Genomic DNA, 15,784 nt, shown 5'->3' on the forward strand with positions numbered 1-15,784 from the left:
CCCGGTCCGATGCCGCCGATGCCAAGGAAGATACCCCGGGCCCGCCCCCGTGATACCTCCCTGCTGGCGTCGGCGCGGGAGCGGCCTTACGGTAAAGGTGCACTGACTCGAAGTGACCTTGTGCGGTCGGACGGGCGGCGGCGATATGGCGAGCGACGAAGAACGTACCGGAGGCAGCGGCGGGCTGATCTGCGGCCATCTCGCGGACGTGGACGAGGTGACGCCCGACAGCGAGGACAGCTGCCTCGACTGCGTGGCGCTGGGGGACAGCTGGGTGCACCTGCGCGAGTGCCAGACGTGCGGGCACATCGGATGCTGCGACTCGTCGAAGAACAAGCACGCGACGGCGCACTACAAGGCGACCGGCCACCCCCTGATCCGCTCGTACGAGCCGGGGGAGGGGTGGTGGTGGTGCTACGAGGACGAAATCGTCTTCGAGGTCGAGGGAATCGGCCCGGTGCGCTGAGGCCTGCCGCCCCCGCTTCGTCCTCAACCGCCCGGGCCACCTCCAGCCCGTCCGGCGCTTGAGGACGTCTTTGACCGGCACCGGTCATCGAGCCCGAGCCACTTCCAGCCCGTCCGGCGTTTGAGGACATCCTTGACCCGCACGGGCAACGGGCCCGAGCCATCTCCAGCCCGTCCGGCGCTTGAGGACAAGGGGAGTGACGCGGGGGTCAGCGTGACGTGACGGTGAAGAGGGCGCCGTCCGGGTCGCGGAGCGTCGCCTCCTGGGCGTCCGACGACACCACCGCACCCCCGTCCTTCACCGCGGCCTCCACCGACCGGGAAACCTCCCCCACCCGGAAGTACACGTGCCACCGCGGCCGAGAGCGCGGATCCGGTGCCGCCTGCACCGCACCCTTCCGGATCCGGGCCACCACCTGCTCCTCCTGCCGCAGCACCGCGTGGTCCTCCTCGTGCACGAGGGTGAAACCGCCCTCGGTCTCCGGCGCCCACCCCAGCACCTGCCCGTAGAACCGCGCCGCGTCCACCGTGTCGCGCGTCCGCAGCTCCAGCCAGGCCGGAGCGCTCCCGCGTCCCACCGTCCAGTCCGAGCGCACCGCGCCCTCCCAGATGCCGAACGCGGCCCCGTCGGGGTCCATGGCCAGCGCGGCCCGCCCCGTGTGGAAGGCCAGCGGCCCCACCGCGACGGTCGCGCCACGCTCCCGGATCCGGGCCGCCGCCTCGTCCACGTCCGCGACCGCGAAGTACGGCGTCCACGAGACCGCGACCTGGAGCGACGAGGCCAGCGCGCCGATCCCCGCGACGGCCATCCCGTCGGAGAGCGCCACGCAGAAGTCGTCGCCGAGGCCCGCCGCCCGGTAGCTCCAGCCGAGGACGTTCCCGTAGAACGCCTGCGACGCGGGGAGTTCACGCGAGAGCAGCGTCACCCAGCAGGGAGCCCCGGCCACAGCTTGCGAGTTCACCTTGTCGCGCTCCGCCTCGCCGGCACCGCTCACAGCGCTCACTCCGTCCACGTCCGCCTCCTTGGATGAGCCTCTACTGTGCCAGGCCGCCCCCGGCCCGCGAGCGGCCGGTCGTGACCGCACGTCAACGGGGCGTCATCTTGACCACCTTGCCCTTCCGGTCGGCGGCCAGATACGCGCTCCCGTATGAGTCCGACACGTACACGAGGAGCACCGGCTGATCGTCGGCGAACGGCCACACGGGTCTCACGATCAGGTAGTGGCTGGTCGGCTTGTCGATGCCGAGTTCGGTGTCCGCCGTGCGGATCAGTGCGGGGACCTTGTCCCAGTCGAAGGAGGCGAGGTCGACGCTCCCTTCCCCGGGGGCGAGTTCCTGGCCGGGCCCCTCGCGGGTCGCCACGCCGTCGCGGTACGCGTACCGGTCGAAGAGCTTCTTCTCGCCCTTGACCAGCGCCTCGGCGGAGGCGAACTGTTCGTGCACCGAGAAGCCGGTGACCTCCGTCCCACCCATGACAGGGTCGAGCGCGGCGATGGCCTTCCTGATGGCCGCCGGCGACAACAGGTCCTCGGAGGCGGTGGGCGTCGGTGTGGGCGTGGGGGTCGGCGTGGACGACCTGACGGGCGCCGAGGCGGAGGTGGTGGGCCGGTCGGCGGCCGGGGCGCCCGCGCCGTCCTTGCCCTCGGACTCACCGGAGAACGGCGCCAGGTTCCAGACCAGCAGTCCGGTGGCGGCCACCCCGGCGACGGCCGCCGCGACGGAGATCCCCCGGCTGGGACGGACGCGCGGCGGGGTGTTCGCCGGGGCCGGAGGCGGGGTGTACGGAGGCGGCGGCCCCGGGGAGCGCAGGTGGGTGGTGGGAATGTCGTACCGGGGCGGTACGGCGTCGGCGGGCTCGGGCTCGGGCGCCGCCTCGCCCCGCTCCACCGCCGCCAGCAGCCCGTCGAGCGCCGCCGCGTCGGGCCGGGCCGCCGTGTTCCGGTCCAGGAGCGCGACCAGCACGGGCGCCAGCGGCCCGGCCTGGACGGGCGGCGGGATCTCCTCGTCGAGCACGGCCGCCAGCGTGGCCAGCGCCGACGTCCTGCGCAGCGGATGGCGCCCCTCGACCGCGACGTACAGCAGCATGCCCAGGGACCAGAGGTCGGACGCGGGGTTGCCCTCGTCGCCCCGGATGCGCTCGGGCGCGATGTAGTCGGGGGAGCCGATGAGGTCACCGGTGGCCGTCAGGTGGGAGGACTCGCGCAGCGCGGCGATGCCGAAGTCCGTCAGCACCGGGCGGCCGTCGGCGCGCAGCAGCACGTTGGCGGGCTTCACGTCGCGGTGGTGGATGCCCACCGCGTGCGCGGCGCGCAGCGCCGACAGCACGCCCCGGCCGATCCTCGCCGCCTCGACCGGGGTCAACGGCCCCTGTTCCAGGCGTTCCTGGAGCGACCGGCCCGGCACCAGCTCCATCACGATCCAGGGATGCGCGACCTCGGCGGCGTCCACGATGTGATGGATCGTCACCACCCCGGGGTGGTCGATCGCCGCGAGCGCCTGGGCCTCCCGCAGCACCCGTTCGCGCAGCACCCGCGCCGCTGTCGGGTTCGCCGCCATCATCGCGGGGTCCGGCGGCCGCACCTCCTTGAGCGCCACCTCACGGTGGAGGGCCAGGTCGCGGGCGCGCCACACGAGTCCCATACCGCCGCCGCCCAGCCGGTCGAGCAGTTCGAACCGGCCGTCGATGACACGTCCTTCGGATCCCCCAGAGTTCATGGCGCTCAGGGTACGAGGCGCCGGCGGGCACCCCGCGCCACACCCCCGGGGGGTCCGTCCGTCAGTCCTCCGAGACGTCCATGGCGTGCCGCCACACCGTCAGGTCCATGGACAGGTAGCTGCTCGCGTCGCTCTCGTCGGGGAAGCCCACGAGCTTGATGAGCGCCACGTCGCCGGCGTCGGTCAGCAGGCACAGCCGGGAGTCCCTGGAGAGCTTCTCCTGCTCCACGTAGGTCGTGTAGCGCGTGTCCGTCCGGCAGGTCTCCAGCGTCCCCGGCTGCGAGCCCTTGAGCAGGACGAGCTGGGCGCCGTTGGTCATCAGCCCGCCGCCGACGTTCGTGAGCTCGCCGTCGCCGGACTCCTTCGGGCGCACCGGGTCGTCCGAGAGGGACAGCTTGAAGTACGAGGCGAGGTTGACGCTCTTGTAACTGACCGCCTTGGGGTCGGGGGCCGGGGCGGTGTCGCTCGGCGTGCCCTTGGACCCGCCGGACCCGCCGGAGCCGCCGGATCCCCCGGGATCGGCCGTACCGCCGGCCCGGTCGCTCGTACCGCTGCCCGCCTTCGACGTCCCCTTGTCGTCCTCGAGCGCGGAGCTGATCGCACCGATCACGATCAGCGCGACGAACACCCCCGCCACGACACCGAGCACCCGCTTGGTGGAGGAAGCCTTCTTCTGGCCCGGGGGCACGTAGGGCTGGGGTCCCGGATAGGGCTGGGGCTGCGGGCGGGCGCCGGGGTAGGGCTGCGGTCCCGTCGGCCCGTATCCCGGCCCGTGCTGCGCCGCGGTCGGCCCGTACCCGGGGGGCGGCGTGCCGGGTCCGTGACCGGGAGGCGGGGTGGCCGGCCCGTACCCCGGCGGTGGTGTCCGCGGCCCGTACCCCGGCGGCGGGGTGGCCGGGCCGAAGCCCGGTGCCGGCGTGGCGCGCTGGGTGGGGGAGTACGCGGGGTGCGGCGCGGCCGGTGCCGAGGGACCGGCGGTCGCGGTCGGGGCGGCCGCCACTCCCGGCGGCGGGGTCGGCGCGGGCGCGGGCGCCGCCGCCCGTACGGTGATGTCCGCCGCCACCGAGCCGGGCAGCCAGTCCTCCGGCCTGCGCAGCACGGTCCCGTCGTTGGCCGCCTGGCAGATGGCGATGATCTCGGGGATCGAGGGACGCGCCTCCGGGTCCTTGGCGAGACAGCGCGTGACCAGCTCCGTCAGCCGCTCGGGCACCCCGGTCAGGTCCGGTTCCTCGTGGACGATCCGGTAGAGCACCCCGTGCGACGTCCCCTCGCCGAACGCGGGCGAACCGGTCGACGCGTAGGCCGCCACCTGCCCCAGCGCGAAGATGTCGGTCGCCGCGGTCACCGGCCGGCCCGCCGCCTGCTCGGGCGCCATGAACGACGGGGTGCCGATGGTGACACCACTGCCCGTCAGCGAGGTCGCGTCGGCGGCGTGCGCGATGCCGAAGTCGATGACCCGCGGGCCGTCGGCGGCCAGCAGGACGTTGGACGGCTTGAGGTCGCGGTGCACGATCTTCGCGCCGTGGATGACGTGGAGCGCCTCGGCGACCCCCGCCACCAGCAGCAGGACCGCGTCCACGGGCAGCGCGCCGTGCTCCTGGACGGCCTCCGCGAGCGAGGGCCCCGGCACGTACGCGGTGGCGAGCCAGGGCTGCGCGCCGTCCGTGTCCGCGTCGATGACGGGCGCGGTGAACAGGCCCTGCACCCGCTGGGCGGACTTCACCTCCTGCGCGAACCGCCTGCGGAACTCCGCGTCCTCGGCGAAGTCGGGGCGGATCACCTTGATCGCGAGGGCCCGCCCGCCCGGTGTGTACGACAGGTACACCTTGCCCATGCCGCCCGCGCCCAGCTTGGCCGCCAGCCGGTATCCGCCGACATGGCCCGGATCGTCACCGTCCAGTGGCTTGAAGACCTTCGCCCGGTCGGGCTGCTGATCACTCATCGACTCACGTCCCCCGTGCTCCACACCTGTGTTCGGACGGCACCCTATCCCGGCGCCGCCGGGCGGTTCTTCAAGACGCGGGTCGGCGCCCGGCGGTTGCACGCCGGGGGACCGGATTCACCGGAAGGCGCTCACCGCAGCAGGAGTTGGAGACCGCCGAGCACCGTCGCGCCGATCACGAGCCGTTCGAAGAGCCGTTGGTCGATGCGGTTCACACAGGCCTTGCCGAGGTACGCGCCGGGCAGGACGAACAGGACCAGGACGGCGTCGAGCAGCAGGGAGCGGCCGTCGATCAGGCCGAGCCCCACGCTGAACGGCACTTTCGTCGTGTTCACGATGAGGAAGAACCACGCCGAGGTGCCGAGGAAGCCCAGTTTCCGGAAGCCCGCCGACAGCAGGTACATCGACATCACCGGGCCGCCCGCGTTGGCGACCATCGTCGTGAAGCCGCCGAGCACCCCGTACGAACCGGCCTTGACCCGCCCGCCGGACGTCGCCGGGGCCTGCGAGGCGGCCTCCGCGCCGCCGCGCCGCCGCCACATCGTGACGCCCGCCATCAGCAGCAGGATGGCCCCGATGGACGTACGGACCGCGTCGTTGCCCGCCAGGAGCAGGAACACCGTGCCCAGCACGACCCCCGCCGCGACCGCGGGGAACAGCCGCCACAGCGTGGGCCAGTGCGCGTGCCGCCGGTAGGTCAGCACCGCCAGGACGTCCCCGGCGATCAGGATGGGCAGCAGCACACCCGTCGACTCGCGGGCCGGCAGTACGGTCGCGAACACCGCGAGGCTGACGGTGTTCGCCCCGCTCACGGCCGTTTTCGAGAAGCCGACAAGAGTCGCCGCCGCCGCGAGCGCCGCGAATCCCCACCAAGATATGTCCATGCCGGGAACCGATGGTATGCCTCCCCCGCCCGGCGGCGGTCGGCCAGGGAACCGCGCTCCCTGGCTGAGTTCGGCGAATCCGCTGATACTGGACACATGGACAGAGCTCAACTGGCTGATTTCCTGCGGGCCCGCCGCGAAGCGCTGCGCCCCGCGGACGTCGGGCTCGGGCCGGGCGCGCGCGGACGGTCGGCCGGACTGCGGCCCGAGGAGGTCGCGGCGCTGGCCACGATGCCCACCGAGCACTACGCCGGACTGGAGGAGCAGCGCGCTCCCCAGCCCTCCCCGGTCCTGCTGTTGTCCCTGGCCCGGGCGCTGCGGCTGACACCCGACGAACGGGACCACCTCTTCCGCCTGGCCGGGCGGCGCATTCCCGAACGCCACACGGCGAGCGAGCAGGTCAGCCCGGTGCTGCTGCGGATGCTGGACCGGCTCGACGACACCCCGGCGCAGGTGCTGACGGACCTGGGCGAGACCCTCGCGCAGAACCGCCTGGCCCGGGCCCTGTTCGGCGACTTCGAGCACCGTACGGGCGCGGCGCGCAGCGCCGTCCACCGGTGGTTCACCGAGCCGGGCGCCCGGTCCGCGTACCCGGTGGAGGAGCGGCGCGAGGAGAGCCGGGCGCTGGTCGCCGAGCTGCGGGCGGCGCTCGTACGGCGCGGGCAGGACCCGAGGTCCCGGGCCCTGGTGGCCCGGCTGCGGGCGGAGAGCGACGAGTTCGCGGGGATCTGGGCCGATCACGAGGTCGGTGTCCTCCGGGGGCGCCGCAGGCGGATCAGCCATCCCGAGGTGGGGATGGTCGAACTGGACTGCCAGGCGCTGGTCGACGAGAGCAGGTCACAGGTGCTCGCGGTCTTCACGGCGGCCCCCGGCACCCAGGCGCGGCGGCGCCTGGAGCTGCTGTCCGGGGCGGGCGCGCGTTTCGCCGACCGCTGAGCGGCGCGCTCGGGAGCCCCGCCCCGCCCGGCCGGATTATTCGGACGACACCGGCCCGCCCCGTTCCCTACGCTCCGCGGAATGGACTCAGTGGGCTCACCGATCACCGACGCGCTGGACGGATACGAGGCGCGGGACCCGGCGGAGGCGGCCGACGTACGGCGCGTCCGCGACCTGGCCGGGACCGCGCCCGATCCGTGGCTCCGTACGACACCCCTCCACGCGACGGCCTCCGCGCTGATCGTGCACCCGCCGAGCGGCCGGGTGCTGATGCGCTGGCACCCGGGCATGCGGTCGTGGCTGCTGGTCGGCGGCCACGGCGACCCCGGGGAGAGCGACCCCCTCGCCGTCGTCCTGCGCGAGGGAGCGGAGGAGACCGCGCTCCCCGACCTGGTGCCGTGGCCGGACGCCTCGCTCGTCCACGTGGCCGTCGTGCCCGTACCGGCCCGGGGCGGCGAACCGGCCCACGAACACGCCGACCTGCGCTTCGTCCTCGCCACCGCCCGGCCCGACGCGGCCCGTCCCGAGAACCCGGACGCCGTCCTGCGCTGGCTGACCCCCGCCGAGGCGGTGGAGAGCACCACGCTCGCCAACGTCCGCGACACCCTGCGCCGGGTGGAGCTGCTGCTCACCGACTCCGCCCGCTGAGAGCGGAGAGCCGGGAGCGGCGCGGGAGGGGCGGGGGAGAAGGGAGGGGCGGGCCACCGGCCCGGATCCGGGCGTGCCAGAGTGCTGCGGGACGACGAGCAGGACGTCCGTGCGGGCCCGGCCCGTGCGGACGCACGCAGCGAAGGAGAACACCGTGCCCCGCACGCCCGGCCGGTCCGACGTCCCGGGCGGCCAGCCCCTCCCGGAACAGCCCCTCACCAACTGGGCGGGCAACATCGCCTTCCGCGCGGCCCGGATCCACCGCCCCACCACCGTGGACGACCTGCGGGAGATCGTCGCGGGCAGCGATCACGTACGGGCGCTGGGCAGCGGCCACTCCTTCAACACCCTCGCGGACACCACCGGCGACCTGGTGTCGGTGGCCGCGCTGCCCGCGGACGTGGAGGTCGACGCCGACGCCCGGACGGTGACCGTCGGCGCGGGACTGCGCTTCGCCGCGTTCACCGGCGCCGTGCACGCCGCCGGCCTCGCGCTCCACAACCTCGGCTCGCTCCCGCACATCTCCGTCGCGGGCGCCTGCGCCACCGGTACCCACGGCTCCGGGACCGGCAACGGCTCGCTGGCCACGGCCGTCCGCGCGCTGGACCTCGTCACCGCGGACGGCGGGCTGCGCCACCTCCGCAGGGGCGACGAGGACTTCGAGGGAGCGGTGGTCGCGCTCGGGTCCACCGGCGTCGTGACCCGGATGACACTCGACCTCGTACCGGCCTACGACGTCCGGCAGTGGGTGTACGACGGACTGCCGTACGACCGGCTCCGTGAGCGTTTCGACGACGTCCTCTCCGCCGCGTACAGCGTCAGTGTGTTCACCCGCTGGCAGGCCGACGAGCGGGCGCAGGTGTGGCTCAAGCAGCGGGCCGGCGACACCGCCGCCGGATCGGGCCCGCGGTACGGCGAGGACCGGGCACCGGACCGCTGGTTGGGCGCCGACCTGGCCGGAGGACCCCGCCACCCCGTGCCCGGCATGGACCCGGTCACCTGCACCCCCCAGGCCGGCGTCCCCGGCCCCTGGCACGAGCGGCTCCCGCACTTCCGCCCCGAGTTCACCCCCAGCAACGGCGACGAGCTCCAGAGCGAGTACTTCGTGGCGCGCGAGGACGGCCCCGCCGCCTTCGACGCCCTGGCGCGGATCAGCGACCGGATCGCGCCCGTCCTCCAGGTCGGCGAGATCCGGACGATCGCGGGCGACGACCTGTGGCTGAGCCCGGCGTACGGACGCGACTCGGTGGCCTTCCACTTCACCTGGATCCCCGACACCGACGCCGTCACGCCCGTGCTCGGCGCCGTCGAGGAGGCGCTCGCCCCGTTCGGTGTCCGGCCGCACTGGGGCAAGCTGTTCACCACCTCTCCCGGGCGGATGCGGGAGCTGTACGGGCGGTACGGCGACTTCGAGCGGCTGACCACCCGGCTGGACCCCCACGGGGTGTTCCGCAACGAGCTGGTCACGCGCTACTTCCCCCGCTGACAGGCCCGCGCCTCGGCGGCCCCCACCGGGCCCGGAACGTGATTTGTCACCCGCTTTTTACCCAGGGCATAGCCGGGACTCAGTTTCGGTTCCTAACCTCGCAACATGCCCCGCACTCCTCCCGCGCGGCGCCCCGGGTCCTCCGCGCGGCGCCGCCGCGGACGCCACCTCTCGGCCGCGCTCGTCCTGCTCATGACCGGATGCGCGGCGGTGGGCGGCTTCGACGCGGCCGCGCAGAGCCGGCCGGCGCAACCGCGGGCGGGTGTCCTCGGGGCGCTGAGCCTGCCCGTCTCCCCACCGGTCATGGAGGCCGGGGTCGTCCCCCTGGTGCACACCCTGCTCCCCGGCACCCCGTCCCTCGCCCGGCCGTCCCCGTCCGCCGCGCCCCAGGCCTCCAGGAGTACCCGACAGGCGGTCCTGCCGGCCGACAGGGACCGGTCGCTGTCCGACAAGCTCCACGACGTGATGGCGTCCACCTCCGCCTCGCTGTCCGTGGCGGTGATGGACCTCGACGGCACGAGCCGGGCGCGGTACGGCGTCACCGCCGGCCGGACGTACGACACGGCGAGCATCGTCAAGGTCGACGTCCTCGCGGCCCTGCTGCTCCGGGCGCAGGACGAGCACCGCGCTCTCACCGCCGCGGAGAGGTCGTACGCGTCCTCGATGATCCGTGTCAGCGACAACGCGGCGACGGACGCGCTCTGGGGCATCATCGGCGGGGCCGCCGGCCTGGACGCGGCGAACCGGCGGCTGGGGCTCGGGGCGACCACGGCGGGCGCGGGCGGTCTGTGGGGCCTGACCCAGACCACCGCGCCCGACCAGCTGACCCTGCTCTCCGCCGTGTTCGGGAAGAAGTCCGTGCTGACCGCCTCGTCCCGCTCCTACGCGCGCTCGCTGATGGGGCGGATAGCCGACGGCCAGGACTGGGGCGTCTCGGCGGCGGGCCCGGCCGTGGGGCTGAAGAACGGCTGGCTGCCCCGTACCGCGACCGGCCTGTGGGACGTCAACAGCATCGGCGAGGTCACCGTGGACGGGCACGCCTACCTGGTCGCGGTGGTGTCGAAGGGCCACGTCTCGATGGCGAAGGGCGTCGCGCTGGTGGAGACCGCGGCCAAGGCGGCCGTCTCCGCCCTGACCACCTGATCCCCCCCGCCATTCCCGCCGGGGGCGGGCCCAGGACCCACAGCATCTGCGCGAAGGGGCGTATATCGCGACAATGGACGCGTATAACCCTGTAGCTGTATACCCCTGTAGCCGTCGCGGATGAGGTGCTTCCGGCATGCGTGCAGTTGTTGCGAACGCGGTGAACGCGCCGCTGACACGGGTCGAGCGGGACGTCCCGGAGATCGGTCCCGGAGAGGTCCTCGTCAAGATGACCGCCTGCGGTGTGTGCTTCTCGGACCTCAAACTCATCCAGGGCGAGTACGCCTTCGCCCGCTTCCCGGTGATCCCCGGCCACGAGATCACCGGAACGATCGCCGCCGTGGGCGACGGCGTCGCGGGACACCGCGTCGGTGACGCCGTGGGCGCGCAGTTCCTCTACGACTCGGACGGCTTCTGCGACTACTGCGTCAGCGGTGACCAGATCCTCTGCCCCCGCAAACGCATCACCGGGATCGTCATCGACGGCGGTTACGCGGAGTACGGCGTGTTCAAGGGCGCGTACGTCACCCCCCTGCCGAGCGGGCTCGACCCCGTCGCGGCGGCCCCGCTGATGTGCGCGGGCCTCACCGCGTTCAACGCGCTGCGCCGGGCGGGCACGCACGCGGGCTCGCGGGTCGCGGTCGTCGGCGCGGGCGGCATCGGGGCCCTCGCCGTCCGGTACGCGGTGGCCATGGGCGCGCGCGTCGCGGTGGTCGGCCATGCGCGGCGCGGTGAGGACCGGGCGAAGGAGATGGGCGCGGAACTGTTCGTGGCCGGCGCCGAGACCGACCCGGCCGCCGCGCTCAAGGAGTGGGAGGGCGGGGCCGACATCCTCCTGAACGCCGCCCCCACCACCGCGGCCGGCACCGCCGCCTTCGGCGGCCTCGCCCCCGACGGCGTCCTCGTCCTGTGCGGGTACGACTCCGAGCCGCTCGTCCTGCCGAGCCAGCCGATGGTCCTCAACCGGCTGCGGGTGCTGGCCAGCCCGTCCGGCTCCCCGCACGACCTGCGCGACACACTCGCCTTCTCGGCGCAGCACGGGATCCTGCCCGAGGTCACCCCGATCGACCTGGACGACGCCCCCGCCGCGGTCGACGCCCGCGCCACCTCCGGCCGCACGGGCGGCCGCCGGGTCATCGTGTTCGCCTGAGCGCAGCCGCCCAGCCGCCCAGCCGCCCCCGACCCCGTCAGCGCGGGGCGAAGCGCGCCAGGACCGTCATGGTCGGCCGCAGGTTCCGTACCCCCGGCACACGCCGCGCGAGCGGGGCCACCGTGCCGAAGAACAGGCCGTCGCCCCGGGGGACCGGCACCTCACGCACCTCGGTGATGCCCGGGTGCGCGGTGAAGACCTTCGACAGCTCGCCCGCGTTCATGCCCCACGGCATCGGCGGTGTCGTGTAGCCCTGCACGGTGGTCATCCCCCCGTGGGTCGTCCGCGCGCTGAACCAGCGCGGCACCGCGTCGAAGACCAGCGCGCCTCCCGGGAAGTGCTCGGCGCACCGGGCGATCAGCTCCCGCACCTCGGCCGGGCGCAGGTACATCAGCAGGCCCTGCGCCGTGACGAGAACCCCCCGAGAGGTGTCGACCTCCTCGATCCACGCCGGATCGAGGGCGGAGCAGGCGAGCGTACGGCGCCGCTCCCCGTCGGCGAGCAGGTCCCGCCGCACGGCCACCGTCTCGGGCAGGTCGACGGAGAGCCAGTGGACCCGCCCGTTGTCCACCCGCCAGAACTGGGTCTCCAGGCCTTCGCCCAGCGCCACGACCGTGCCGTCCGGATGCTCGGCGAGGAAGTCGCGTACCACCGCGTCGAAGGTCAGCACCCGCAGCGCCTGGCCCTGCGCGAGGAAGGGGCTCGGCGGCCCGAACGTCTCCTCGAAGGGGTAGTCGATGGAGTCGACCAGCGCGACCGACCGCGGGTCCTCGAACGCGGCGGAGGGCTGCCGGGCCGCGAAGGAGCGGTGGTAGAGATTCCACAGCAGTGTCTCCGGGACGGCGGAGAGCGAGACCGTTCGTGGTGTCCCGTGGTCCATGGCGCTGGTCCTCCCGTGCTCGGCTGCGTGCCTCTCCCATTCAACCGTGCCCATCCCGGGTGACCGGCGAACGGGTGCCGGGGGTGGTCTGTCGCCCCGGTCGGCGACGGTCAGCCCCGGCGCGCCACCATCAACGCGCAGCGCGGAGTCCCGTCGGGCCGGTGCCCGAGCCCGGGGAGGGGGAGCAGCTCGGTCGTGAACCCGGTCCGCGCCAGGTCGGCCAGGACGTCCGGCAGGGGGAAGGTGCGGTAGTACATGACGAAGCCGGGGCGCCGCACGAGGTTGCGCAGCCGCATCACCCCGTCGAAACCCCACAGCGTCCAGTACAGGCGGGAGCCGACCGGCGGCGGAGCCGGTACGGGGAAGACGAACAGCCCGCCCGGCCGCAGCGCCGCGTGCGCCTGGGCGAACAGGCCGGGGCGCTCGGCGGGCAGGAAGTGGCCGAACGCGCCGAAGCTCATGGCCAGGTCGAACGCGGACACGAAGGGCAGGGCGCGAACGTCGGCCCGTACCCAGTCGACAGCCGGCCCCGGGCGCGGATCCTCGCGCCACCGGGCCGCCGCCTCGGCGAGCATGCCCGCGCTGAAGTCGACCCCGGTCACCCGCTCCTCGCACACCTGCCGCAGCACCCCGGCCCCCGCCCCGGTGCCGCAGCACAGGTCGACGCCCGCGCGGAACGGGCCGAGCGGCCGCACCGCCCGGGTCACCGCGGCGAGCACCGGCTCCGGCGTACGGAACGGGGTGTGGTCGAACTTGGGCGCGAGCAGGTCGTAACCGTGCTCGACGGACGACAGCGCCTGGACGGCGAGTTCGCGAAGGGACGGGCCCTGGGGGGTGAACATCACGAGCGAGCCTAGTGGAAAACGTACATCGGTGGGATTTCATACGATCGCAATCGCGTGATCTCGACAGCACGGCCCACGGAATGCGATTCTCCCGCCATGCACCTCAGAGCCCGTATCGGCCTTCCCGCCCTCTTTGTCGCAGCCGCGGTCACCGTCGGTGGCTGCGCCCCGCAGGACAACACGTCGTCCGACGACGCGGCGTCCCCCGGAACGTCGGCCGCCGCGCCGGCCTGCGACAAGGGGAAGCTGGCCACGCACGCCGCGGGCAAGCTGACGATCGGCACCGACAAGCCCGCCTACGCCCCCTGGTTCCAGGACGACCCGGCGAACGGCAAGGGATTCGAGTCCGCCGTCGCGTACTCCGTCGCCGAGGCCCTCGGGTACGGCAAGGACAAGGTCGTCTGGCAGACGGTCCCGTTCAACAACTCCTTCTCGCCGGGCGCCAAGGACTTCGACTTCGACATCAACCAGGTCTCCATCAGCGACGAGCGCAAGCAGGCCGTCGACTTCTCCTCCGGCTACTACGACGTGCGCCAGGCCGTCATCGCGCTGAAGAGCTCCCCGTACGCCAAGGCGAAGAGCGTCGCGGACCTCAAGGGCGCCAAGCTGGGCGCCCAGGTCGGCACCACCAGCCTCGACACCATCAACGACGTCATCAAGCCCTCGCAGAAGCCCGCCGTCTTCCAGAAGAACGACTTCGCCAAGTCGGCGCTGCGCAACAAGCAGGTCGACGCGATCGTCGTGGACCTGCCGACCGCGTTCTACATCACCGGCGCCGAGGTCACGGACGCCGAGGTCGTCGGCCAGTTCCCGAACACGGGCGGGGCCACGGAGCAGTTCGGCCTGGTGCTCGACAAGGGCAGCAAGCTCACCTCCTGCGTCTCCCGGGCCGTCGACGGGCTGCGCCAGGACGGCACGCTCGCGAAGCTGGAGAAGCAGTGGCTGTCGGACGCGGTGGACGCCCCGGTGCTCAAGTGACCACTGGCACCATCCGCAAGGAGAGCGGCGAGGGCGGCGGGAGCGCCGCCCCCGACCCGTACACCCCCTCGGCGCGGCGCCTGGAGCGCGAGCGCTTCAAGCGCGCCCGGGCCCGCCGCGCCACCGCCGTCGCCGCCCTCTCCACCCTCGTGACCGGCGCGGTCCTGTTCGTCGTCATCACCGGCTCGCCCGGCTGGCAGCGCACCCGCGAGACGTTCTTCAGCGCCGAGTACGCCCGCATGGCGCTGCCGGACGTCCTCGACGGACTGCTCCTCAACCTGAAGCTGCTGGCGATCTGCGGCGTCTGCGTGCTGCTGCTCGGCATGCTGCTCGCGATCGCCCGCACGCTGCGCGGCCCGGTCTTCTTCCCCGTCCGCGCGCTGGCCACCGCGTACACCGACTTCTTCCGCGGGCTGCCCCTGATCATCTGCCTGCTGATGGTCGTCTTCGGCGTGCCGGCCCTCCGGCTCCAGGGCGTCACCAACGACCCGGTGGTGCTCGGCGGCGCCGCGCTCGTCCTGACCTACTCCGCGTACGTCGCCGAGGTCTTCCGGGCGGGCATCGAGTCCGTGCACCCCTCGCAGCGCGCCGCCGCCCGCTCCCTCGGCCTGTCCGGCGCCCAGACCCTGCGGTACGTGGTGCTCCCGCAGGCGGTACGGCGGGTGGTCCCCCCGCTCCTCAACGACCTCGTCTCGCTCCAGAAGGACACGGGCCTCGTGTCCATCGCCGGCGCGGTCGACGCCGTCTACGCGGCGCAGATCATCGCCGGGAAGTACTTCAACTACACGCCGTACGTCGTCGCCGGCCTCGTCTTCGTCGCACTGACGATCCCGATGACCCGCTTCACCGACTGGGTCACGGCCCGGATGGACCGCAGGCGCGCGCAGGGAGGGACCGTATGACGGCCGACCAGGCCCACGGCCAGGCTCAGGACCAGGCTCACGACACGCCCGTGCTGCGGCTGGAGTCCGTGCGCAAGACCTTCGGCCGGGACCGCGTCATCCTGCGGGACGTCAGCCTGGAGGTCCCGCAGCACACCGTCACCGCGCTGATCGGCGCCTCCGGATCCGGCAAGTCGACGCTGCTGCGCTGCGCCAACCTGCTGGAGGAGATCGACGACGGGGCGATCTTCCTCGACGGCGAGGAGATCACCGACCCGAGGACCGACCCGGACGCGGTGCGCCGCCGCATCGGCGTCGTCTTCCAGGCGTACAACCTCTTCCCGCACATGACGGTCCTCCAGAACGTCACCCTCGCCCCCCGCCGCGTCCTCGGCGTGGAGCGCGCCGAGGCGGAGGCGGCCGCGCGCGAACTCCTCGCCCGGCTCGGCCTCGCCGACAAGGCGGGGGAGTACCCGGACCGCCTCAGCGGCGGCCAGCAGCAGCGCGCGGCGATCGTCAGGGCGCTGGCGGTACGGCCCCGGCTGCTGCTCCTCGACGAGATCACGGCCGCGCTCGACCCCGAGCTGGTCGGCGAGGTGCTGTCGGTCGTACGGGACCTCAAGGGCGAGGGCATGACGATGGTCCTGGCCACCCACGAGATGGGCTTCGCCCGGGAGGTCGCGGACCAGGTGTGCTTCCTGGACGACGGCGTGGTGCTGGAACGCGGCACCCCGTCCGAGGTCTTCGGCACCCCCCGCGAGGAGCGCACCCGGCAGTTCCTGCGCCGGATCGTGGAGGCGGGCCGGCTCTGAGGGGACGGTCCACGATTAC

15 protein-coding genes are annotated in these 15,784 nt (G+C 73.4%); 9 read left to right on the top strand and 6 right to left on the bottom strand.

The genetic code is table 11. The annotated features are described in order from the left end of the window. Positions 1-145: 145 nt before the first annotated feature. A complete protein-coding gene (locus HA039_RS32850) occupies positions 146-466 on the top strand; it encodes a UBP-type zinc finger domain-containing protein (RefSeq protein ID WP_167035601.1) in 321 nt (106 codons plus the stop codon). A 208-nt stretch (positions 467-674) separates the two neighbouring features. Here the strand turns inward: HA039_RS32850 and HA039_RS32855 are convergent, their stop codons facing one another. From HA039_RS32855 to HA039_RS32870, 4 genes are all read right to left on the bottom strand, one after another. Then, entirely contained in the window at positions 675-1,469 is a 795-nt protein-coding gene (locus HA039_RS32855; protein WP_167038003.1) for a VOC family protein, read from the bottom strand. Positions 1,470-1,551: 82 nt separating this feature from the next. Next, positions 1,552-3,180, bottom strand: a complete 1,629-nt coding sequence (locus HA039_RS32860) for a serine/threonine-protein kinase (protein ID WP_167035604.1) — start codon at positions 3,178-3,180, stop codon at positions 1,552-1,554. Between the two features lie 61 nt (positions 3,181-3,241). Then, positions 3,242-5,122, bottom strand: coding sequence for a serine/threonine-protein kinase (locus HA039_RS32865; protein WP_167035606.1), 1,881 nt, complete (start codon positions 5,120-5,122; stop codon positions 3,242-3,244). A gap of 131 nt (positions 5,123-5,253) precedes the next feature. Continuing rightward, positions 5,254-6,006, bottom strand: a complete 753-nt coding sequence (locus tag HA039_RS32870; protein ID WP_167035608.1) for a sulfite exporter TauE/SafE family protein — start codon at positions 6,004-6,006, stop codon at positions 5,254-5,256. Positions 6,007-6,102: 96 nt separating this feature from the next. On the opposite strand from HA039_RS32870, the gene HA039_RS32875 reads away from it, so the two are divergent. The 5 genes from HA039_RS32875 to HA039_RS32895 all read left to right on the top strand — a co-directional run bounded on the left by HA039_RS32875 (position 6,103) and on the right by HA039_RS32895 (position 11,369). Next, positions 6,103-6,942: an MmyB family transcriptional regulator gene (locus tag HA039_RS32875; protein WP_167035610.1), complete on the top strand. Its 840-nt coding sequence runs from the start codon at positions 6,103-6,105 to the stop codon at positions 6,940-6,942. An 81-nt stretch (positions 6,943-7,023) separates the two neighbouring features. Then, on the top strand, positions 7,024-7,590 hold the full coding sequence (locus tag HA039_RS32880) for an NUDIX hydrolase (protein ID WP_167035612.1): 567 nt from the start codon (positions 7,024-7,026) through the stop codon (positions 7,588-7,590). A gap of 235 nt (positions 7,591-7,825) precedes the next feature. Next, positions 7,826-9,076 (top strand): D-arabinono-1,4-lactone oxidase, encoded by a 1,251-nt coding sequence (locus tag HA039_RS32885; RefSeq protein WP_243870296.1) that lies wholly within the window; start codon positions 7,826-7,828, stop codon positions 9,074-9,076. Between the two features lie 105 nt (positions 9,077-9,181). Next, positions 9,182-10,219, top strand: a complete 1,038-nt coding sequence (locus HA039_RS32890) for a serine hydrolase (protein ID WP_243869930.1) — start codon at positions 9,182-9,184, stop codon at positions 10,217-10,219. A gap of 136 nt (positions 10,220-10,355) precedes the next feature. Next, the gene (locus HA039_RS32895) at positions 10,356-11,369 is read left to right on the top strand and encodes an alcohol dehydrogenase catalytic domain-containing protein (RefSeq protein WP_167035616.1); all 1,014 of its coding nucleotides are present in this window, start codon (positions 10,356-10,358) and stop codon (positions 11,367-11,369) included. A 37-nt stretch (positions 11,370-11,406) separates the two neighbouring features. On the opposite strand, the gene HA039_RS32900 is transcribed toward HA039_RS32895, so the two are convergent. Both HA039_RS32900 and HA039_RS32905 read right to left on the bottom strand, forming a co-directional pair. After that, positions 11,407-12,249 (bottom strand): class I SAM-dependent methyltransferase, encoded by an 843-nt coding sequence (locus HA039_RS32900; RefSeq protein WP_167035618.1) that lies wholly within the window; start codon positions 12,247-12,249, stop codon positions 11,407-11,409. Positions 12,250-12,359: 110 nt separating this feature from the next. Next, positions 12,360-13,091: a class I SAM-dependent methyltransferase gene (locus HA039_RS32905; protein WP_167035620.1), complete on the bottom strand. Its 732-nt coding sequence runs from the start codon at positions 13,089-13,091 to the stop codon at positions 12,360-12,362. Positions 13,092-13,190: 99 nt separating this feature from the next. Between HA039_RS32905 and HA039_RS32910 the strand changes: the two genes are divergently transcribed. Genes HA039_RS32910 through HA039_RS32920 form a run of 3 tightly spaced genes read left to right on the top strand, consistent with a single transcriptional unit; the run spans position 13,191 to position 15,765 of the window. Then, entirely contained in the window at positions 13,191-14,072 is an 882-nt protein-coding gene (locus HA039_RS32910; protein ID WP_167035621.1) for an ABC transporter substrate-binding protein, read from the top strand. After that, positions 14,069-14,974: an amino acid ABC transporter permease gene (locus HA039_RS32915; RefSeq protein WP_167035623.1), complete on the top strand. Its 906-nt coding sequence runs from the start codon at positions 14,069-14,071 to the stop codon at positions 14,972-14,974. Before HA039_RS32910 ends, HA039_RS32915 begins: the two co-directional genes overlap by 4 nt. Beyond that, the gene (locus tag HA039_RS32920; RefSeq protein ID WP_167035625.1) at positions 14,971-15,765 is read left to right on the top strand and encodes an amino acid ABC transporter ATP-binding protein; all 795 of its coding nucleotides are present in this window, start codon (positions 14,971-14,973) and stop codon (positions 15,763-15,765) included. Before HA039_RS32915 ends, HA039_RS32920 begins: the two co-directional genes overlap by 4 nt. Positions 15,766-15,784 lie beyond the last annotated feature (19 nt).

Origin of the sequence: Streptomyces liangshanensis (assembly GCF_011694815.1) — a bacterium.
Taxonomy (GTDB): Bacteria; Actinomycetota; Actinomycetes; order Streptomycetales; family Streptomycetaceae; genus Streptomyces; species Streptomyces liangshanensis.